This window comes from Serratia sp. BIGb0234 (genome assembly GCF_024809915.1).
In the GTDB taxonomy this organism is placed as follows: domain Bacteria; phylum Pseudomonadota; class Gammaproteobacteria; order Enterobacterales; family Enterobacteriaceae; genus Serratia; species Serratia liquefaciens.
The window spans coordinates 1,298,926-1,318,507 of record NZ_JANUEI010000001.1 but is presented as its reverse complement, the minus strand read 5'-3'; the positions used below and the strand labels follow the sequence as shown (position 1 = coordinate 1,318,507).

General features: G+C 51.4%; 19 protein-coding genes. 11 read left to right on the top strand and 8 right to left on the bottom strand.

Translation table 11 applies throughout. The features are described 5' to 3' along the window. Positions 1–143 precede the first annotated feature (143 nt). The gene (locus tag M2407_RS06550; RefSeq protein WP_020826707.1) at positions 144–707 is read right to left on the bottom strand and encodes a helix-turn-helix domain-containing protein; all 564 of its coding nucleotides are present in this window, start codon (positions 705–707) and stop codon (positions 144–146) included. A 112-nt stretch (positions 708–819) separates the two neighbouring features. On the opposite strand from M2407_RS06550, the gene M2407_RS06545 reads away from it, so the two are divergent. Both M2407_RS06545 and M2407_RS06540 read left to right on the top strand, forming a co-directional pair. Further along, positions 820–2,013, top strand: coding sequence for a benzoate/H(+) symporter BenE family transporter (locus tag M2407_RS06545; RefSeq protein ID WP_122079156.1), 1,194 nt, complete (start codon positions 820–822; stop codon positions 2,011–2,013). A gap of 138 nt (positions 2,014–2,151) precedes the next feature. Beyond that, positions 2,152–2,655, top strand: coding sequence for a cupin domain-containing protein (locus M2407_RS06540; protein WP_259217190.1), 504 nt, complete (start codon positions 2,152–2,154; stop codon positions 2,653–2,655). Here M2407_RS06540 and M2407_RS06535 read toward each other — a convergent pair. Beyond that, entirely contained in the window at positions 2,620–3,474 is an 855-nt protein-coding gene (locus M2407_RS06535) for an aminoglycoside phosphotransferase family protein (RefSeq protein WP_115058930.1), read from the bottom strand. The two genes, M2407_RS06540 and M2407_RS06535, sit on opposite strands and share 36 nt — an antisense overlap. Before the next feature lie 143 nt (positions 3,475–3,617). Between M2407_RS06535 and M2407_RS06530 the strand changes: the two genes are divergently transcribed. Then, positions 3,618–3,995 (top strand): RidA family protein, encoded by a 378-nt coding sequence (locus M2407_RS06530; RefSeq protein WP_046373680.1) that lies wholly within the window; start codon positions 3,618–3,620, stop codon positions 3,993–3,995. A 99-nt stretch (positions 3,996–4,094) separates the two neighbouring features. After that, entirely contained in the window at positions 4,095–4,364 is a 270-nt protein-coding gene (locus M2407_RS06525) for a hypothetical protein (protein WP_044550680.1), read from the top strand. On the opposite strand, the gene M2407_RS06520 is transcribed toward M2407_RS06525, so the two are convergent. Beyond that, entirely contained in the window at positions 4,361–4,756 is a 396-nt protein-coding gene (locus M2407_RS06520) for a nuclear transport factor 2 family protein (protein ID WP_046373681.1), read from the bottom strand. The two genes, M2407_RS06525 and M2407_RS06520, sit on opposite strands and share 4 nt — an antisense overlap. 236 nt (positions 4,757–4,992) lie before the next feature. On the opposite strand from M2407_RS06520, the gene M2407_RS06515 reads away from it, so the two are divergent. From M2407_RS06515 to gstA, 5 genes are all read left to right on the top strand, one after another. Then, positions 4,993–5,658, top strand: a complete 666-nt coding sequence (locus tag M2407_RS06515; RefSeq protein WP_128865410.1) for an HD domain-containing protein — start codon at positions 4,993–4,995, stop codon at positions 5,656–5,658. Positions 5,659–5,761: 103 nt separating this feature from the next. Continuing rightward, positions 5,762–6,028 carry a DUF3811 domain-containing protein gene (locus M2407_RS06510; protein WP_020826699.1) on the top strand — a complete coding sequence of 89 codons (267 nt, stop codon included), beginning with the start codon at positions 5,762–5,764 and terminating at the stop codon, positions 6,026–6,028. 73 nt (positions 6,029–6,101) lie between these two features. Next, the gene (locus tag M2407_RS06505) at positions 6,102–6,287 is read left to right on the top strand and encodes a hypothetical protein (protein ID WP_116690574.1); all 186 of its coding nucleotides are present in this window, start codon (positions 6,102–6,104) and stop codon (positions 6,285–6,287) included. Positions 6,288–6,393: 106 nt separating this feature from the next. Further along, entirely contained in the window at positions 6,394–7,278 is an 885-nt protein-coding gene (gene dapA, locus M2407_RS06500) for a 4-hydroxy-tetrahydrodipicolinate synthase (RefSeq protein ID WP_259217179.1), read from the top strand. Positions 7,279–7,370: 92 nt separating this feature from the next. Beyond that, on the top strand, positions 7,371–7,976 hold the full coding sequence (gene gstA / locus M2407_RS06495) for a glutathione transferase GstA (protein ID WP_129940478.1): 606 nt from the start codon (positions 7,371–7,373) through the stop codon (positions 7,974–7,976). A 48-nt stretch (positions 7,977–8,024) separates the two neighbouring features. On the opposite strand, the gene pdxY is transcribed toward gstA, so the two are convergent. Further along, positions 8,025–8,885, bottom strand: a complete 861-nt coding sequence (gene pdxY, locus M2407_RS06490; RefSeq protein WP_046373686.1) for a pyridoxal kinase PdxY — start codon at positions 8,883–8,885, stop codon at positions 8,025–8,027. 519 nt (positions 8,886–9,404) lie between these two features. On the opposite strand from pdxY, the gene M2407_RS06485 reads away from it, so the two are divergent. After that, positions 9,405–12,482, top strand: coding sequence for a hypothetical protein (locus tag M2407_RS06485; protein ID WP_259217172.1), 3,078 nt, complete (start codon positions 9,405–9,407; stop codon positions 12,480–12,482). Positions 12,483–12,541: 59 nt separating this feature from the next. After that, positions 12,542–15,664 carry a DUF4214 domain-containing protein gene (locus M2407_RS06480; RefSeq protein ID WP_259217170.1) on the top strand — a complete coding sequence of 1,041 codons (3,123 nt, stop codon included), beginning with the start codon at positions 12,542–12,544 and terminating at the stop codon, positions 15,662–15,664. Positions 15,665–15,744: 80 nt separating this feature from the next. Here M2407_RS06480 and tyrS read toward each other — a convergent pair whose 3' ends face one another. The 4 genes from tyrS to anmK form a co-directional block, all read right to left on the bottom strand. Then, on the bottom strand, positions 15,745–17,019 hold the full coding sequence (tyrS, locus tag M2407_RS06475) for a tyrosine--tRNA ligase (protein WP_020826694.1): 1,275 nt from the start codon (positions 17,017–17,019) through the stop codon (positions 15,745–15,747). Between the two features lie 139 nt (positions 17,020–17,158). Beyond that, complete coding sequence (gene pdxH / locus M2407_RS06470; RefSeq protein WP_046373687.1) at positions 17,159–17,812, bottom strand: pyridoxamine 5'-phosphate oxidase; 654 nt, start codon at positions 17,810–17,812, stop codon at positions 17,159–17,161. Positions 17,813–17,899: 87 nt separating this feature from the next. Further along, a complete protein-coding gene (locus M2407_RS06465; protein WP_122079141.1) occupies positions 17,900–18,202 on the bottom strand; it encodes an MliC family protein in 303 nt (100 codons plus the stop codon). Positions 18,203–18,247: 45 nt separating this feature from the next. After that, the gene (anmK, locus tag M2407_RS06460) at positions 18,248–19,369 is read right to left on the bottom strand and encodes an anhydro-N-acetylmuramic acid kinase (protein WP_259217167.1); all 1,122 of its coding nucleotides are present in this window, start codon (positions 19,367–19,369) and stop codon (positions 18,248–18,250) included. Positions 19,370–19,582: the final 213 nt, after the last annotated feature.

Genomic DNA, 19,582 nt, shown 5'->3' with positions numbered 1-19,582 from the left:
TGCGGTTTGTGCGCTGAGTTTAATAAACTGGCGTCGGTTGGTGACTGGCAAGTTCAATCTCCCTTTGAAAGTTAATAAGACTCATTTTCAACAAGGTAGGCGTTTGGCGGCGCAGAGTCAAAGCCTGCGCCCACGCCGTTGAATCAAAATTTAGGGTAATGGATCAGATCGTGAATGCGTACCGTCTGTTGGCTGGCATTGCGGTAAGCATGTGGCCGATCGGCCTGAAAGCGCATCGCCTCGCCGCTGCTCAGGTGATACCACTGCCCGTCGACGGCCAGCTCCAGCTCGCCGCTGATGACAATCACATGCTCGATCACCCCCGGCTCATGTGCAGAAGACTCGCTGAGCGCCCCTGGAGCCAGATCGATGACAAACATGTCGAACCCCAGTTGGCGATCAAAGGGAAACAACGGGACGACACGCATATCGGCGTTGTATTGATTAAACACTGGCGCATCGCCATAGCGGTGCAGCGTGGCCTGCTGTTGCAGCGGTGAGATCTCGAGAAACGCAGAGAACGCCACGTTAAACCCGGTAGCAATTTTCCACAGCGTTGCCACCGTTGGGCTGGATTCTCCGCGTTCGATCTGCCCCAGCATGGCCTTGCTGACGCCGGTATTTTCCGCCGCCTGATTCAGGCTCCAACCGCGCTGCACGCGCAAAGAACGAAGCGTTTGTGCCAGATGACCGGACAATTCCTGCATGTTTTTCTCCCTTGCTTTTCGGCTGATTATAGCCACTTGTGCGCTATAACGCACGGTGCTATGCTGCCGCTTCACTGTGCGTTATAACGCACGACCGTTGCCGGAGTCAGCCATGCGCCCAGCCCTCTCTTTGCGTCATCTGTCCCTGCCCGCCGTGATGGCCGGGTTCGTTGCGGTATTGGTCGGTTACACCAGTTCTGCCGCCATTATCTTTCAGGCGGCCGCGGCCGCCGGTGCGACACCAATGCAGATTGGCGGCTGGCTGACCATGTTGGGGCTGGGGATGGGCATCACCTCCCTGGGACTGTCCCTGTATTACCGCACGCCGATCCTGACCGCATGGTCGACGCCCGGCGCCGCGCTGCTGGTCACCAGTCTGCCAGGAACCCCACTCAACGAAGCGATTGGCGTTTTCATCTTTGCCTCCGGGCTGATCCTGCTGTGCGGCGTGACCGGGCTGTTTGCCCGGTTGATGGATTACATCCCTCAGGCAATTTCGGCGGCGATGCTGGCGGGGATCCTGCTGCGCTTTGGCCTGGATGCCTTCGCTTCGCTACAGGTGAATTTCGTACTCAGTGCCGGGATGGGGCTGGTGTACTTGATAACTCGCCGTTATCTGGCCCGCTACGCGATCGTCCTGACATTGTTGACCGGCCTGGCGATTGCGGCGCTGCAGGGTAACATCCATCTTGCGCAGCAACCGTTGGCGTTCGCCATGCCGGAGTTTATTGCGCCACACTTTAGTGCGTCTACGCTGTTAGGGATTGGCGTGCCTTTCTTCGTCGTCACTATGGCGTCACAAAATGCCCCCGGCATCGCCACCCTCAAGGCCGCCGGCTACAGCGTCCCCACCTCGCCGTTGATTAGCTGGACGGCGCTGACCGCACTGTTGCTGGCGCCGTTCGGCGGGTTTTCGGTTTGTATCGCCGCTATTACCGCCGCGATCTGCATGGGGCCTGACGTGCATCCGAATCCGCAGCGCCGCTATATGGCCGCCGCTGCCGCCGGGGTATTTTACCTGCTGGCCGGTGCCTTCGGCGGCGTTATCGGCATGTTGTTCAGCGCATTGCCCGCCGCCTTGATCCACACCATTGCCGGGCTGGCGCTGCTGGGCACCATTGCCGGGAGTCTGCAACGCGCATTGCAAGATGAAAAGCAACGTGATGCCGCGCTGATCGCTTTCCTGATCACCGCGTCCGGCGTGACGCTGCTCGGCGTCGGCTCGGCATTTTGGGGGATTATTGGGGGGGCTATCGCTCATATCATCCTTTCACTGCCACACCGCGCGAACCGCAGCGAGAATTAAGTCCGCAGGTTGAAAGGTGCTTTAGTCCCTCCGTCAATGTTCCCCCTTTAGCGATCTTCTGCTTAACTGATGGGGAACCATCGACGGTTTTTCTACTGCCATCGTCAATCACTAAGTGACATTGTCACGAGGATGTTTATGAATGAGCATTCCACGCTGTTAGCCCAGCGTCTGATCCGTAATTTCGACCAGGTCGAGAAATCACACGACAGCCGTCCACCGCTGTATGACAGCATCGGCGCCCGTTTGGGCACCGGTACCGCAGCCAAAAAACTGGGTGCTTCTATCGACGTGGTAGCCCCGGGCATGCGTTCATGCCCTTATCACTTCCACTATGCGCAGGAGGAGATGTTCATCGTGCTGGAGGGGATCGGCACCTTACGGGTTGCCGGGGAGCGGCTGCCGATCAAAAGCGGGGACGTTATTTTCATTCCGCCGGGCCCGGAATACCCGCATCAGATCATCAACACGTCGGATGCGCCGCTGAAATATCTGTCTGTCAGCACCCGCGAGCAGCCCGAACTGGTGGAATATCCTGACTCAGGCAAATTTCAGGCGATGGCCGTGGACCAAAATGGTGAAACGGTACGCTATTTACAGCGCCCTTCAGCGTCGCTCGATTATTGGCAGGATGAACCCTGAATCCCCTTCCGGTAACGACAGGCCCAGTGCGAGCGCCGCCTGCTCGGCGACACGGAAATCGATATCCGCCGCTTCGCCGTCCTCCATGAACCAGGCGGCGGACAGCCCTGCCCAGGCAAGGATCCACTGCAGCAGACGCTGGCGCTCCAGCCCGGCCAGTTGACAGATCTGCACGACTCGCCGCTGAAAAATGTCTGGGTCAGTAGCAATACCGTAGTTGGGGTTGCAGAAGATGTTGGCGTAGTCGAAGGCGCGTTCGCCATAAAGGCGTTTAGGGTCGATCACCAGCCAGCCACGCTCACCGAAATCCAGCACGTTGTCATGATGTATATCTCCGTGCAACACGGTCTGTTCACGCGGGCTGGTCAGCAATTCTGCGGCCACCCTGGCGCTGAGGCGCAGCATGCCACCGTGTGCCTGCGCCGCCGGCCACAGTGAGTTAAACCATTGGTGCAAAGGAATGAGTTCCGGTAAGGGTTCGGCACGTGGTGCATGCAGGCGGGCAACAACCTGGCAAAGAATTTCCGTCGCCTGACGATCGTCGCCATCGCGCACCATTTGCGGCAACGAGCGGCTGCCTTGCGCACGCTCCAGCAAGATCCCATCCTCATGCCAGGCCAGCACCCGCGCAGCACCTTCGCCCTGCCACCAGCACATCAATAAACCGCCGAACTTTTCTTCCTGTTCGCGGGCTATTTTCAACATGGCGGCGGCCCCCCGATAGCGAACGGGCATCAGCAGGCTGCTGTGAGTTTCAAACGCCTGGCCGTCGGGCTGTAGCTGCCAGCGTTGCATGTAAGGAATTAAGGCCGAATTCATTACCCTGAAACGTCCTTCACAGTTATAAATGAATGGTAGTGATATTATTAAAAATCAATACATCTCAGCGTACTTCCGATGTTCATCGCACTATCCTAACCAAGTTTGTTTACTTTTTTAATTAATCTCTCGGGGTTTTTACCATGACATCATTAAAGCGCATTAATTATCCGCATCTGCCTACGCCAGGGGGGCCTTATGTCCATGCCGTACGCCACGGGGATACGCTGTATGTTTCCGGCCTGACGGCATTTGCCACTGAGGCTCAGGGGCAAACGACCCAGCAACAGACACAGGCGGTTCTGGAGCAACTGGCAACCATCGCCGCCACAGAGGGTACGAATCTCAAAGCGCTGATTAAAATAACCGTGTTTCTAACCGATATCGGCGATTTACCGGCCATCCGGCCGGTGCTGTTTGACTATTGCGACGGCGCACTTCCGGCCTGCTCACTGGTCGCGGTCAGCGCCTTGTTCTCGCCACAGGTCAGCGTTGAGATCGAAGCCGTTCTGGCGCTGTGAACGTAAGGTGCCCGTAGGCATCGCGTGCGTTACCCTTTGCCGCCATTGGGACTATTCTGCTAATTTACAGCTAGGAACTTTATTACCGCCGAGACGTTAATGCAGCAAAAGCCGGTTATGCACGAAGCCAGACAATTAAAGCGCCTCAACGCCGCCACGCGTCGGCAATCCCACATGTATAAGTGGATTGCCTTTATCGCGGCGCTGGACGCCATACTGGTATTTTTTTATGACCGGGATATGCGCAACATTACCTTTTCAGGCGCCGTTGCGCTGGTGTGCGGATATTTGTGGATCCGCGATCGCAACAAAGCGCGCGGTTATCGGCGGGAGTACGATCGCAAATTTGGCAAGCACAGCGGCCTTTAGTCCTGCATTGCTTCCAGCACTTTTGCGCTGTCGACGATTTGCACGAACTTAACGATTTTTCCCGCGCGCAGCTGGTAAATATGCGCAAAGGATGCGGTGAAGGACTTTCCGGTGGCCGCGTAGGTGCCATGGTAGAACCCCTGCGCAATCACGGTTTCGCCGGCATCATAGAAGTGGTCGACATCGGCGCGATAGCCCTGCCATTCCGTCCCCAAACGCTGGTGAACATTTTTGAATATCGCCTGCGGGCCGATATAGGTGCCGGCATAAGGAAACCCCGCCGCTTCGGTCCACTCGGCATCTGGCGCCAGCGCTGCCAGCAGGTTGCGGCCATTCTCTTCGGCACTGCCGCCCTCATAGGTGGCGCGTACAATTTCAAGATTCGTAGGCATGATCTTTCTCCGGTGGCGTCTGCAGGATATTCCGGCCATACCCCGCAGACACAGGTTTACACCAAGCGGAGATGACCGGAATGGCGTCATTGTAAGTTGCTTATTCCGGTATAAAAACCGCGATTGCGGCAATAGTCTGTTGCATTGTAGTAAACAATTAGAACATTGCGCTGTCATCACCGCCGCATCAAAGGGGGGTTATGATTGAGGTTTTCCGACCACAAGGAACAAAACACGTGCATTCTTCACCTCTGGCGCAAGCCTTGCTGCAGCCTTTCGCCCCCCATCAGGAACTGGCTCAGGCGTTGTTGCCGCTGACGCTCGATTCCGATGATGGCTCTCATGACGTGGCACATCTGCATCGCGTGTGGAAAAACACCCGCAAAATCAGCCAACAAGAAGGCGGCAACCGTCGCATCCTGTGTGCGGCCGTGCTATTGCATGACTGTGTGGCAGTGGAAAAAAACTCGCCACAGCGCCATCTGGCTTCGCGCATGGCGGCAGAGAAAGGCGCCCTGATGCTCAAACAGCTGGGCTGGGAGCCGCAGGACATTGCCGAAACCGCCCATGCCATCGAGGCCCACAGCTTCTCCGCAGCCATTACCCCGGAGAGCCTGGAGGCAAAAATCATTCAGGACGCAGACCGTCTGGACGCTATCGGCATGATTGGCGTAGCGCGGTGTTTCTATATTGGTGGACGCATGCGCAGCGCGCTGTACGATGCCGCCGATCCGCTGGCGGAACAGCGCCAATATGACGACAAGCGTTTTTCCCTGGATCACTTCGAAACCAAGTTATTCAAACTGCAGGAAGGTTTCCAAACCGCCACCGGCAAGAAAATGGCGCTGGAACGTACCGAACGCATGCGGCGTTTCCTCAGCGAACTGCTGGAAGAGATGTAACGCGCCAGCGCCCTGCAAACTGGCATTTCCGTTACGGCAGCAGCATCTTCACACCGCTAATTGCTGTACACTGGATGCCAACTTCACTGACCAGGCTGCAAAAATGAAAAAACTGACGCTGAAAGACATGACGGAAAGCGAGCAACGTGAAGTAAAAACCGAGTTGGACAAGGCACGTAAAAGCCTCGGGCGCGCCTTGACCAATGGCGAGAATAACAAGATCAAGGATGAGGTGGTGGCTCGCATCACTGCCGCCCGCGAGAAAATTGAAAAAGCCACCCGGGCCGAACGCAAAGCCAATCGCGTTCAACCCACCGGGGAAACGTTCAGTTGGTCGGCTTCGATCAACGGCGCACGCCGTCCCCGCTAATCAATTTCGCCCCGCCAAGGCGGGGTTTTCCTTTTCCCGGCTTATTAGCCAAACTCATCAGCGCGGTTTAATCATGAATAACCGTGTTATCAACCTGTTGCAAATTGACAGCATCATGCAGAATATTCATTATCAACGCATTACCCCTTTTCAAGAGACCGCCATGACTCACCTCAACCACAATGACGCTGCGCAAATATCGGCATTGCCGCTTGAAGGTTTGGTGGCAGTTTACTCGAAGAAACAGACGCTCATTTGATCGGGGCGCGCTGTCCCGTCAGATGAGCTGACTGGGCGGTGTACGACTCGTTTCCCCTCTTGTTATCTCATCTGGCATCTTATTGTTCGCATTGAAGGAAATTACTATGGCCTCATTTTCCGGTATCTGGGTTGCGCTGGTGACCCCATTTAATCACAACGCCGTTGACCTGCCCGCCACCCAACGGCTGGCCCAACACCTGATCGCCTCTGGCGTCGATGGGTTGGTGGTTTGCGGTACTACCGGTGAGGCTGCCGCGTTAAGCAAGGAAGAACAGCTGGCGGTGCTCGATGCCGTGCTGGCCGTGACGCCAGCCCATCAGGTGGTGATGGGGCTGGCCGGCAATAACCTGATCGACACATTGCAAATGCAACAGGCGATCCAGCTGCGCGACGTCGCCGGCGTGCTGATCCCCGCGCCCTACTACATTCGCCCGTCGCAATGCGGTCTGGTGGACTATTTCACCCAGTTGGCCGACGCCTCAAGCGTGCCGGTGATCCTGTACAACATTCCGCAACGCACCGGCGTGGTGATGGAGCTGGCAACCCTGCGCCAGATTGCACGTCATCCGCAGGTGAAAGCCATCAAGGACTGCGGCGGTAATCCGGACACCACCATGGCGCTGATTAACGACGGTGAAATCGACGTACTGACCGGGGAAGATAACCTGATCCTGACGACGCTGTGCCTGGGCGGCACCGGGGCGATTTCTGCTTCCGCGCATATTCAGCCGCAGCGTTTTGTGCAATTGGTACAACAGGTCGCCGACGGCGATTTGGTTGCCGCCCGCGCTAACTTCTATGACCTGCTGCCGATGATCCAGCAAATGTTCAGCTTCCCGAACCCAGCCCCGGTCAAAGCTGCATTGGCGCAGCAGGGTCTGATCCGTAACGAGCTGCGTTCGCCCATGCAAATCGCGCCGCAGGCATTGCAACAGCAAATTGCCGTCACCCTGGCGCAGTTACAGCCCGAAGCCGCGTTGATAAGTTAAATTTGTCGTTTAACCCGCTGTAATTTTGGCGTTATAGAGCTAGGATCAGAAGTTAAGCATGCCTGTCACTCATCATTATCAAGGAGCTTTCGATGAAACTGTTCTATAAAGCCGGTGCCTGTTCTCTGTCTCCACACATTGTACTGCGTGAGGCGGGCCTGGATTTCACGGCGGAAAAGGTCGATCTGGCGCTGAAGAAAACGGAAAGCGGTGCCGACTATCTGACCATCAACCCGAAAGGACAAGTGCCTGCGCTGCTGTTGGATGACGGCAGTCTGCTGACCGAAGGCGTCGCGATTGTGCAATACCTGGCCGATCGCGTGCCGGATCGCGGTCTGATCCCCGCAGCGGGCACGCTGTCGCGCTACCATGCGATTGAGTGGCTTAACTATATTGCCACCGAACTGCACAAGGGTTTCAGCCCGCTGTTTAACCCGAAAACGCCTGAAGAATACAAAGCCTTCACGCGGGAAAAACTGGAGAAGCAGTTCAGCTATCTGGATTCGGTGCTGGCGAAGCAGCATTTCTTGCTGGGGAACCGGTTTAGCGTGGCAGATGCCTATTTGTTTACCGTTCTGCGCTGGGCTATCGCCATGCAGTTTGATCTCAAAAAGCACGCCAACTTATCGGCCTATTTTGATCGCGTGGCCGCACGGCCGGCAGTAGATGCCACCTTGAACGCGGAAGGATTGAAATAATTTCCTGGCCCCGGCGCGATAATCCGCCGGGGCACAGCGTCAACTTAATTACAGCTTTACCGCTTTAAAATCACAGTCTGGCTGGACGATACGATCCTGAGCCGCCACCACCTGTAGTTCGTACTGTCCCATTGCCTGAGTTGTCAGCATCACTTCATAAACCGCCGCCGTCACGTGCTCCAGCGCCTTATCAAGCGCCTCGCCCTTAAGCAGATTAACCAGCAACAGGCCGCTGGTCAGATCGCCCACGCCTACCGGTTGGCGACTGCCAAAATCCACCAGCGGACGGCTGATGTGCCAGGCTTCATCCGCCGTGACCAACAGCATTTCGAAACAGTCCGGATGGTAGCCGGCGCGGCTCAGGTGCTTGACCAGCACCACTTTCGGCCCCTTGGCAATTAGCTCACGCGCAGCGCTTACCGCTTGATCAACATTCGCGACGGTGCGCTGACTCAACAACTCCAGCTCCAGCAGGTTTGGCGCAATCATGTCGCTGCACGGCAATGCCTGCTGACAATGAAACTCCGCCACGCCCGGTGCCACGATGCAGCCTTTTTCAGGGTGACCCATGACCGGATCGCAAAAATACCAGGCGTGCGGATTGGCCTGTTTGACCTGACGCACGATCTCAAGAATATGGCTACCCTGCTCCGGCGAACCGATATAACCGCTCAGCACGGCATCGCAATGCTTGAGTTGATCGATATCCGCAATACCCTGGGCAATTTCCGTCAGGTGGCTGGCCGGCATCACGCAACCGGTCCACTTGCCGTACTGGGTGTGATTGGAGAACTGGACGGTGTTCAACGACCAGACGTTAACACCCATGCGGCGCATCGGAAATTCTGCCGCACTGTTGCCCGCGTGGCCAAACACCACATGAGACTGTATAGAAAGAATGTTTTTCATTTTAATTAGGTTACAACCTTACCAAAGCCTGACCATGGAAAATTAAACGAAACAAACGCTACAGCTATGCGCGATCGTTCTCTAGACACATCATACTCCAAACGTCAAATTTTAAAATCATAAAGTACAATAAAAACTTTAAAAATAACAAGTTAGGTTGTTAACAATGCAAATATTTAATGTGAACGCGCATATAATCCGTAGCAACAATCATGGTACTTTTCCTAAAAAATCAACCTCAAAACCCATAGAACACATTGTTATCAGTCAGGTAGGGAATACTTGCATTGTATCGACTTGAACTAACTCTCTATTGCAACTAAGTTTAATTTCAACTTTGAATGAATCGGCTTGGTTTTTCGTTATTAACATATCATCAAGTTAAACGCTTAGTACGCTAATAGCATAATTAATTATATAGGTAACCATAATAGGTCAACTTATTTCACTTTATCACTAGTAGAGTTTGGCGCGTAGCCATCTATCGTATGCACTTCACAACTCAAATCTGGGGGATCCATGAGTAAAATTAAATATCAAAAAGACGTTGCCGCTCTTTATTATGCCTGTCTGGGGAAAAAAGCAGACTCCGCCACGTTGACTTTTTATGCCAATATTTTATCTGACGGAAAAGTTGATCAAACCTTCCTGGTCAATAAGTTCATTGCCGCATTGGATGGTCAATCACGCTATCAAAATCTCAACAATGAGGAAAAGGTCAGTTATGTTTACCAAAATATAACTGGCGCCCCTGCACCTGAAAACGTGGTAGCTCATTGGTCAAATGAACTGAGTCAGGGCCACTCAACTGGTTATATGGTTCAAAATCTTGTGCGCGAATTTCGGGATTATAACGGGAGTAATCCAGAGCTTACAGAGGGTGCCGCTCAGCTGGAAAATACCATCAACGCGTCACTTTACCCCGCTTTCGACCAAGGACCCGACGTTTACGCCGCCGCAGCCGACATCCAAGCGATCTACTATGTGATTGGCGGGAGCATGGTCGCTGAGGGCATCAATTTTTGGGCTCAGGCATTATACAGTGGCCAAAGTACGCTAAGCCGAATTGCTCAGCACTTCATAGAAACCAGACCTAAAACTGCGGGCTTAAGCGACAAAGATTTCGTTAAAAAAATATTCAACCTGACCTTTAAAACGCCCCCCAACGATGCGGAGTTAGCCAAATATTTTGCTGGTCTTGATGCTCACACCGAGAGCCGCGGCGAAGTCGTCACCAGAATGATAGAAGATATTCGAAATGATACGACACACCCTCAAGCCAAAGAAGCCTTCCTTAGTGCAACCCATGTCTATGCTGCCGGCCAGCTTCCAACAGCCCAATACAAAGAAACTGTCGCCGCGTTATACCTGAGCATCGCGAAAAGTGACGCATCAGCATCAACTATTGACACTTATAGTAAGTTTTTGGCTAGCGGTAACTCTGAATTAGCCTTGTTGAAGATACTTGCCAAATCACCTCAGTTTAGCGAGGCCAGTAATTTTAAAAAGATATATAATGATCTTTATAACTTTAACGGCTCTGTTCCAGAACAGGTTTACCAGGCCATTCTCCTTAAAAGCGGGAATGACCCATTAAAAGCAACGCTGCTTATTATTGACTCTCTGCGCAATGGGAAATACCCATTAGATAATGGTCAGAGCCCGAGCCCTTCGTTGATCAAAAAATTCAACGCAAGCATTGGTGAAGCGCTAGGTTATAAAGAAAAAGCCATATTAACGCTAGATAGTAACGGTGGTGTCCTAACGGGAACAATTAACTCAGACAAATTACATGCATTATCTGCTGCAGAGATAGCATCTCTAAAGGAAATCACAATAAATGCCAACACCGATCTCCAAAAAAAACTCGACCTTTCAGATTTAAATGGGATAAACAAAATCATCATCAGCGGGGATTATGCCAGCAATAAACTACTTCTAAGTTCAATTTCCGCCGCATGGATTTCACCAACGCTCATTCTTGACGATAAAAATATCGAGAATTCAGGAGGTCAAATTGATCTGGCAAGTTTTATTGTTGATAAGAAGGTATTTGTAAAAGATGACACCGACATTGCCAACGCCACATTAAACCTTATTTTCGGCGCGCAGGGAAATAGCCAGCTATTTTGGAACGGCAATGCTACAAGCACCACTGGAAACATGGTAAGCAAAGCCTTCCACGCAAAATCAGACCATTTCTACTCGATCTACAGTGACTATCTAATTTCAGCAAACTTTTTTACCAAGGACATTTACACCACTACAGACCCAAACGGGGCCACCTCCACGGAAGTACGTGGAAATAGTGGTAACTTCAACTATTTTTCCGCCTTTGACCTGACCAACTACATCGGAAAAACAAATATTTATCACGACGGATTATTAACAGGAACTCAGGACAATAAAGTCTTTGATTTCGGCCTGGCTACGCAGCTCGGCACAGTAAATGGCTGGGATGGACTGACCGTTTCAGGTCCTGTAAACGATATTCATGTTATTAATTTCCATAAGGGCTACGGATATGGCAATGATAATAGCAATGTTCTGCGCTACCGGGAGGACGCTGGCGAGGCCAGTTCACTGCATATCGAAATGGCCCCTATTACACAAAGTATCGCTACGGATATCGCTCTAACCATACGCCTGGGAGAGGATGAAAACGACCACATCAACGCAGGCACCCTTAGTCTGACAACTCACTATCAGGGAACGGTTAATGATAGGTCGCTGAACATCGAGTTACAGGGCGAAAGTGGCACGCTGAGGCTTGCCGGTGGTGACAATAGCATTACAAATATCAATATAAATGGCGCAGCAATAGATACTCATACCTTAAACCTGACTATTGCAGCAGACTTTAGTGATTCATTGACTTACGTTGGAACGACACCGACAGCAGACCGCTACCAAGACTATATTATCAATTTGCACATGGAAAAAGGAGGTTCTGGTGGTGGGTCATTTTATCAGACATTAGTTTCCCTCAATGATAATTCTCCTTTTCAGACTGTTATTGATGCATTAGCTGGCGAGCAGTTGCTCGTTTCTGGCGGTAATTCGGGAGATAACCTTCAGGTGATGGGGAATACAACCATTATCGATGACACGGCTAATAATGCTGCAGATATTTATCGTTTTACCGACAGTAGCATCGACAACCTGGTTACCAGCTTGACTCCGGAGAATCGAGACAAAATACTTGTTGGCGAAGAAAATCAACAGTGGATATTTGGTACCGGGGGCTATAAAGAAATGGCCATTTATGGCAGCGTTGTTGGGAGTAATGCCCTGAATACACTTTTCCACTCCCTGGACTCCAGTCAATCTGATTCTGCGCAGAACATGTTTAGCGCAATAATGGATAATGTAACTGAAGGAAGAAGCCAAGGCCAACTCTCTGAGGTCGGCATTTTGAAAATTGATAAAGCACTGTATGTGATCATCGATAAAAACCACAACCAAGCATTTGATGATAATGATATTGTATTCTCTTTGGGAGACAGAGATCCCTACCAGACCGCAGTTAGCCTGCATTATAAATCACCACCGGTACAGTTGACGGCGGAATACCCCATACTAAGTGAAACGTTATAATGCTATGTTTATTTGCTAAAACCATAGGTTTAAAATAAACTTTTTGATGCGGAGACTTTATGAGCTTACTGCAAGAACAACATATTTTCTCCGCCATTTACCTGGCCACATTAGGTAAAAAGGCGGACACCCCCACGCTTGATTACTTTGGAAGGAAGTTAGAAAGTAATAAAACCAACCCCGCCCTACTCGCTAACGCATTAATTAACTCGCATGATGGGCAAAATCGTTACGATGGTCTGAACAATAGCGAAAAAATTAGTTTTATATTTAAAAATATCACCGGAACGAAACCTGACAGCACTACATTAGCAGCGCTAGTTTTAGAGGCCGAAAATGGGACAACACTGGGTTCTATAGCCATTAGCATTATAAATAGAACAGAGAATTACAGCGGTACAGACCAGAATCTACTGCAGCAGAAAATGCATCTGGAAAACGCCATTATCACAACCCTTTACCCTTCATTCGACAAAACTAGCGAATACACCTCCTATGCATCTGATATTCAAGCCATTTACTATGTCATCGGTGGAGCAATGGTATCAAGTGGAATTAATTTTTGGGCTAATGACTTGATTAACAACCCAGATAAACTTAATAAAATCGCCCAGAACTTCATCAGTACCAGACCCTCATTAGATAATTTAAATAATGAGGATTTTATAAAGACAATATTCAAAAACACCTTTAATAAAGAGCCGTCATCACAGGACATATCAAACTATCTCACCGGTTTAAACAACAGTACAGAAACTCGAGGGGATGTTGTTGTGAGAATGATTAATGACATACGCAATGACGATAGCAACTCTCAAGCCAATGTGAATTTCAATAAAGCGACCAAAGTCTATCTTTCTGGTGAGATGCCAGATTTTAAATACCAAGAAGTTGTAGCCTCCTTCTACCTGGTCATCGCCAAAAGTAGTGTGCCGGCCGATGCATTAGATACGTACAGCAAAATGCTGGCGGCCGGAACGACCGAGGTCCAATTATTAAAAACTCTGTCCGCCTCGACGCAATTCAATGCCGCAACGGATTATGGTGCTATCTATCAGTACTTGTATGGCAACAATCTTACTACATCAGAATCTCAGGCCATTCTGTTAAAGGCTAATTACGATAAACTGCAAGCCACCGTGTTAATTATCGATGCTTTTCGCAATGGAAAGTACCCACTAGATAACCATCCAACCCCTCCATCGCACTCCTTACTGCTAGATTTCGAAAAAAATATCGGTATTTCTTTGAATTATCAGAAGTCATACAATGGTGAATTTGGAATTTCGAATAATGGTAAGTTGACTGCAGAAATAAATACGCAGCACTCTCACGAACTGACTAATGCCGAAATAGCCTCACTGTTAATATTGACTGACCTCAAGATAAATGCCAACAGCAATCACAGCATAGATCTAAGCTTTATTAATCTAAACTCTATAAAAGAAATTTTATTAACTGGAGAATACGCCACCAGTGATTTGGTTCGCTCAGGATTTAGCGGCCAGCAGCACATGACGCTAATGCTGAATGATTCTAATATTGCTACCGCAAACGGGAGTATGCAGCAACGAAATGCCAGCGTAATCATCGACAGTAAGGCCCAGCTTAATACGGCCAAAATTGAAATCCGGCTGGACGATAATGGCTTTCTTTCCTGGGTTGGCAATAGCATCAATGGTGGAGCTAACATCGTAGGCAAAGACTTTACGGCACTTAATATTCATGGTTCTGCCGCCTCGATGAGCCCCTTTGACAAAGGAATCATTTCCGCAAATCTGATCAGCAAAGATATTTTTCTTACTAGCGACGAGAACGGTTCTGTCCAAGCCGAGATTGCCAGCAGCCTCAATCAATTTTTGTACTTTTCCACTATTGATCTTACTCACTATCGGGGTACCGGTAGCATCTACATGAATGGCGTATTAGTCGCTACCGAGGGAAGAAACACGTTTGACTTTGGTTTAATTGACCAGCGAGCTACAATTTTCAACTCTGCCTACAACAATGTCACCCATTTGCAGCAGACTGATAAAGCCAAAGACCAGCATGGGGACTATACAGGTTCCCAAGGTGCAATCATTTCCGCATATTCTGGCGAACTCACCCTACTAAATGTCAGCAATTCATTATTTAGAATCAATGGTGATTTAACTAAGCAAAGCCATATTAATATTTATGATACGCTGCAAAGCGATAACACATTCACTATCGGCTTCACCGATGTGGCCAGCAGCTTACGCACTCTAGATATGGGAACATTCAGTTTTACTTCCGCACACAAGAACATGTTGGAAGTGTATATGAGCAGTTCCCCCGATCATCAGCAAGAACGTTTATTAACACTTACCGGAGGGGATAATCATATTTCCACCCTACAGTTAAACGGTCATCAATATATTACCGATCAATTAATGCTGCTGAATCTCAAAATAGAATCCAACTTCAGTGATAATCTGAAAACCATTAAGGGTGGAGACTACAACGAAGGCCGCATATCTTCTATTATGCACCTCAACTTGATATCCGAGAAACAAGGCACCGGCGGTGGGAGCTTCTATAGCACATTAAAAACGTTGGATAACAGTGCAGAGTTCAGCCCTGTCATCGACAGTTTAGCGGGTGAACAATTGACAGTTTCAGCAAGTGATGGTGGCCTTATTGTTCACTCCGCTACCGTTATGGGCAACACCACGTTAGGTTACGCACAAACCCTTAATTTTGCCGACAGCAAAATTGATAATATGGTGACTCTGGAGAGCAACTACTCGCAAGCCATCATTAACGTTGGCAACAGCGGCTCTCAATGGACATTTTCCTTCGACGGGCCAAAAAATGCCGTGTTATATGGCAATGCGACGTCATCTACCGAACTTAATACATTATTCACCGGTTTAACCGCTAGCGACAGTGCACAAAACCTCTTCTCCCAGGTTTTGGCAAAAATAACCAATGGGGCCAGCGACCATAATTTGTCAGAGGTCGGAGTAATGAAACTGGATAAATCGGTATATGTTATTGTTGATCAAAACCATAACCAGATGTTTGATGCAGACGATATTGTGTTTTCGGTCGGCAATCAGGACCCCTACTTTGTCGCCAGTGCATTACACTATAAAGCACCGGCTATCACCGTTAATGGCTCTGCGACTGAGAGTCTCCTGACAGAGGCAATAGCATAACCATTAGCTAATCAAACTCAGTATCTGCCCAAAATAAAAAGCCCGGAGGTTATCCCCGGGCTTTTTTCGATCCAACGAGATTACTGCCAATCTACCAGGCAGTAATGTTTTTTGCCGCGACGCAGCAGCGTGTAACGACCGAACAGGCGATCGGCGTCGCTGAAGGTGTATTCGGCGTTAGACTGCTTCTCACCGTTGATGGTCACTGCATTGGAGCCAATCATGGTGCGAGCCTGGCCGCGTGAAGGTACCAGCTCGGCATTCACCAGCGCCTGTTGCAGATCGGCGTCGCCATCGAGCTTGATGGTCGGCATACCGTCCTGCGCCAACTGAGCGAAGTCAGCTTCAGTCATGTCGTGCAGCGCACCGGAGAACAGGCTCTGGGTGATGCGCTTGGCCGCAGCCAAACCTTCCGCACCATGCACCATGCCGGTCACTTCTTCTGCCAACACATACTGGGCACGCGGTGCCTTGCCGCTGTTCTTGTCTTCTTCTTCCAGCGCGTTGATTTCGGCCAGATCCATAAAGGTGAAGAACTTCAGGAAGCGGTACACGTCGGCGTCGGCGGTGTTGATCCAGAACTGGTAGAACTTGTACGGGCTGGTTTTTTCAGGTGCCAACCAGACTGCGCCACCTTCGGTCTTGCCGAATTTGGTGCCATCGGCTTTGGTGATCAACGGCACGGTCAGGCCGAACACCTGCTGCTGATGCATGCGGCGGGTCAGATCGATACCTGAGGTGATGTTGCCCCACTGGTCGGAGCCGCCGATCTGCAGCTCAACCTGATGACGGTTGTAGAGCTCGGCGAAGTCGAAGCCCTGCAGCAGATTGTAGGAGAACTCGGTGAACGAGATACCGGAATCGTCACGGTTCAAACGCTGCTTCACCGCTTCCTTGTTGATCATCTGGTTGACGGAGAAGTGTTTGCCGATATCACGCAGGAAGGTCAGCACGTTCATGCCGCCGAACCAGTCGTAGTTGTTGGCGGCTACCGCGCTGTTGTTGCCACAGTCGAAATCCAGGAACGGAGAAACCTGTTTGCGGATTTTTTCTACCCACTCGTTCACAGTATCGGTGGTGTTCAGCTTACGTTCAGCCGCTTTGAAGCTCGGATCGCCGATAAGTCCCGTGGCACCCCCCACCAGCGCGACCGGTTTGTGGCCGGCAAGCTGGAAACGCTTCAGGCACAACAGAGGAACCAGATGGCCCAAATGCAAGCTGTCAGCGGTCGGATCGAAACCGCAATACAGTGCAATTGGCCCTTGCGCCAGTCGCTCTGCTAACGCTTCCTCATCCGTAACCTGGGCAACGAGGCCCCGCTCTTGCAGTTGTTTAATCAAGTTGCTGCTTGCCATCAATGACTCCATGTATAAACGAATGCACCTTTGTCGGTACACGACCTTTCGCCCACTGGCGAAATATAAAATTCAGAATACCGCATAGAATAAAGCGCCGGCGACATCAGTGCCAGCGCTTAAGGGGGATTTTCGGTCTTCAGGGCGCCAGTCGGTCAATTTTCCAGTCATTCCCGTCCCGTTGGTACAGGAAACGGTCGTGCAAGCGGTTGGCACCGCCCTGCCAAAACTCGACGGAGTCGAAATTGACCCGGAATCCGCCCCAGAAACTCGGCAGCGGGACTTCGCCCTGTTGGAATTTTTGCTTCAGCTCGAGGAATTTGCTTTCCAGCACCCCGCGCGCGGAAATGCGCGATGACTGCTGCGACACCCAAGCGCCGATCTGGCTGTCTTTCGGGCGACTGGCGAAGTACTTCATTACTTCTAAAGTGGAAAGCCGCTCCGCCTTACCGAGGAAAATCACCTGGCGGTCAAGCATGTGCCACGGGAACAGCAGGCTGATATGCGGGTTATTCGCCAATTGCTGTGCTTTGCGGCTGCCCAGGTTGGTGTAGAACACCAACCCTTTTTCATCCACATGCTTAAGCAAAACAATACGCTGATAGGGTTGACCATTTTCATCCACGGTGGCCACACACATGGCAGTCGGATCGGCCAAACGAGCGTCGCAGGCCTGTTTAAGCCACTTTTCGAACAGCTCCAGCGGATTGGCGGTCAGATCGTTGCGACGCAGGCCACCCCGGGTGTATTCACGGCGCAGGTCCGCAACATCAAATTCATTATTTTCAATCATTGGGTTATCAACCAACTGAAAAATGGTGATTCTATTCTGCGCCAGCGGCGTCAGGATCTCAATCGATCTGACGCCGCAACCGCCGGATCAATTCGCCAGCGTGCAGTCGCTCATGATCACTTTGCCATTACGCTCAAGGTAGGCGTTTTGGCCCTTGGACCAGAAGGTGTATTTACCGTCACTGTATTTTGCGCCGGTCATGGCCAGCACCTGCTTGAGTTTCAACTGCTCGCCGTCCATCAGCAGGCTGACGGTGCTCTCCTTGCCGTCCAGCGCCACCGTCAGCGGCGTGGTGCCACACTGATAGTGCAGGGTCTGGCTGCTTTGCGGCAGAACATAGCTGCAACCGGCCAACGCCAGCGCACCGGCGGCAATAATGATTTTTTTCATGCTGTTGCTCCTTAGGAAAATCTGTCGATTTCTATCCTAACAGAGCTAACGGCCCCCTAAAGGTAAAACCGGATAAATCCCACCCAGCAGGGTTTCACGGCTGGCGCCGGTGACCGAAGGCAGATTACCGGGCTGGCCAGACAAGGTACGAAACGCCAGCCAGGCGAAGGCCAAAGCCTCCATATCATCGCCGCTGATGCCGAAATCGTCAGTCAGGCACACTTCGGTGCCGGGCAGTAGCGCCGACATCCGCGCCATCAGCAATGGGTTACGCGCCCCACCACCGCAGACCAACAGGCGTTCGCACCCGCCAGCCAACTGGACCTGCTCGCAGATAGTGATCGCCGTCAGTTCCGCCAACGTAGTTTGTACGTCAACCGGCTTGACCGCCGGCAGTCCCGTAAGCTGACGTTCCAGCCAGGCCGCATTGAAATATTCACGGCCGGTACTTTTCGGCGCCGGCAGCGCAAAGTAAGGATCGGCCAGCATCTGCTGCAACAGAGGCAGGCAGACACGGCCTTCCATCGCCCATGCGCCGTCTTTATCGTAAGGCTGCGAGCGATGGCGCCATACCCAAGCGTCCATCAGCATATTGCCCGGCCCGGTATCGAAACCGCGCACCGGCGCCCCCGGCAACAACATCGAAAGATTGGCGATACCACCGATGTTCAGCACCATGCGGCGTTCCACCGGATGCGCCAACAACGCCTGATGGAAGGCCGGCACCAGTGGCGCGCCCTGGCCCCCGTAGGCCATATCACGCCGCCGAAAATCCCCCACGGTGGTGATATTGGTCAGCGCGGCAATGCGATTGTTATCGCCCAATTGCATAGAGAAGCGCGCGTCACCTTCGGGCTCGTGCCATACCGTTTGGCCATGGCAACCGATAGCGGTGATGTCCTGGGCGGCAACGCCGGTTTGTTTCAGCAGGCCAAGCACCGCCTCACCAAACAAGGTGCCGAGCTGCGCATCCAGTCGCCCCACTGCAGCAAGCGTGGTCTGTTGCCCCTGGCACATACCGAGAATATCCTGCTTGAGCTGAATCGGCATCGGATGGCTGTAGCTGGCCTGCTGCGCCACCATTCGTCCGTCTATCGCGGCAAGCACCACGTCGACGCCATCCAGACTGGTGCCGGACATAACACCTATATAGCGGCCTGACTTCATAGCAACATCCTTTACCCTGCGCGGGGAAGCAAATTTTTGACCCAACAAATAAACCAGAATTAAAAAATTAACGCCATGAATTCTGATGTTTTTTTTCACCTCTGTGAACGATGCGCCTGTTTTATTGCCTGCTTTCTTGCTGAGGTGTCACCGCTAAACAATCGCTCAACGTGTAACGGAATTTCTCACGGCACTGTTATAAAGCTAAACCAC

What these genes read in the sequence shown, in the direction of transcription:
- M2407_RS06550 (WP_020826707.1), bottom strand. Translation starts at nt 707, where the DNA reads ATGCAGGAATTGTCCGGTCATCTGGCACAAACGCTTCGTTCTTTGCGC.
- M2407_RS06545 (WP_122079156.1), top strand. Translation starts at nt 820, where the DNA reads ATGCGCCCAGCCCTCTCTTTGCGTCATCTGTCCCTGCCCGCCGTGATG.
- M2407_RS06540 (WP_259217190.1), top strand. Translation starts at nt 2,152, where the DNA reads ATGAATGAGCATTCCACGCTGTTAGCCCAGCGTCTGATCCGTAATTTC.
- M2407_RS06535 (WP_115058930.1), bottom strand. Translation starts at nt 3,474, where the DNA reads ATGAATTCGGCCTTAATTCCTTACATGCAACGCTGGCAGCTACAGCCC.
- M2407_RS06530 (WP_046373680.1), top strand. Translation starts at nt 3,618, where the DNA reads ATGACATCATTAAAGCGCATTAATTATCCGCATCTGCCTACGCCAGGG.
- M2407_RS06525 (WP_044550680.1), top strand. Translation starts at nt 4,095, where the DNA reads ATGCAGCAAAAGCCGGTTATGCACGAAGCCAGACAATTAAAGCGCCTC.
- M2407_RS06520 (WP_046373681.1), bottom strand. Translation starts at nt 4,756, where the DNA reads ATGCCTACGAATCTTGAAATTGTACGCGCCACCTATGAGGGCGGCAGT.
- M2407_RS06510 (WP_020826699.1), top strand. Translation starts at nt 5,762, where the DNA reads ATGAAAAAACTGACGCTGAAAGACATGACGGAAAGCGAGCAACGTGAA.
- M2407_RS06505 (WP_116690574.1), top strand. Translation starts at nt 6,102, where the DNA reads ATGAATAACCGTGTTATCAACCTGTTGCAAATTGACAGCATCATGCAG.
- dapA (WP_259217179.1), top strand. Translation starts at nt 6,394, where the DNA reads ATGGCCTCATTTTCCGGTATCTGGGTTGCGCTGGTGACCCCATTTAAT.
- gstA (WP_129940478.1), top strand. Translation starts at nt 7,371, where the DNA reads ATGAAACTGTTCTATAAAGCCGGTGCCTGTTCTCTGTCTCCACACATT.
- pdxY (WP_046373686.1), bottom strand. Translation starts at nt 8,885, where the DNA reads ATGAAAAACATTCTTTCTATACAGTCTCATGTGGTGTTTGGCCACGCG.
- M2407_RS06485 (WP_259217172.1), top strand. Translation starts at nt 9,405, where the DNA reads ATGAGTAAAATTAAATATCAAAAAGACGTTGCCGCTCTTTATTATGCC.
- M2407_RS06480 (WP_259217170.1), top strand. Translation starts at nt 12,542, where the DNA reads ATGAGCTTACTGCAAGAACAACATATTTTCTCCGCCATTTACCTGGCC.
- tyrS (WP_020826694.1), bottom strand. Translation starts at nt 17,019, where the DNA reads ATGGCAAGCAGCAACTTGATTAAACAACTGCAAGAGCGGGGCCTCGTT.
- pdxH (WP_046373687.1), bottom strand. Translation starts at nt 17,812, where the DNA reads ATGATTGAAAATAATGAATTTGATGTTGCGGACCTGCGCCGTGAATAC.
- M2407_RS06465 (WP_122079141.1), bottom strand. Translation starts at nt 18,202, where the DNA reads ATGAAAAAAATCATTATTGCCGCCGGTGCGCTGGCGTTGGCCGGTTGC.
- anmK (WP_259217167.1), bottom strand. Translation starts at nt 19,369, where the DNA reads ATGAAGTCAGGCCGCTATATAGGTGTTATGTCCGGCACCAGTCTGGAT.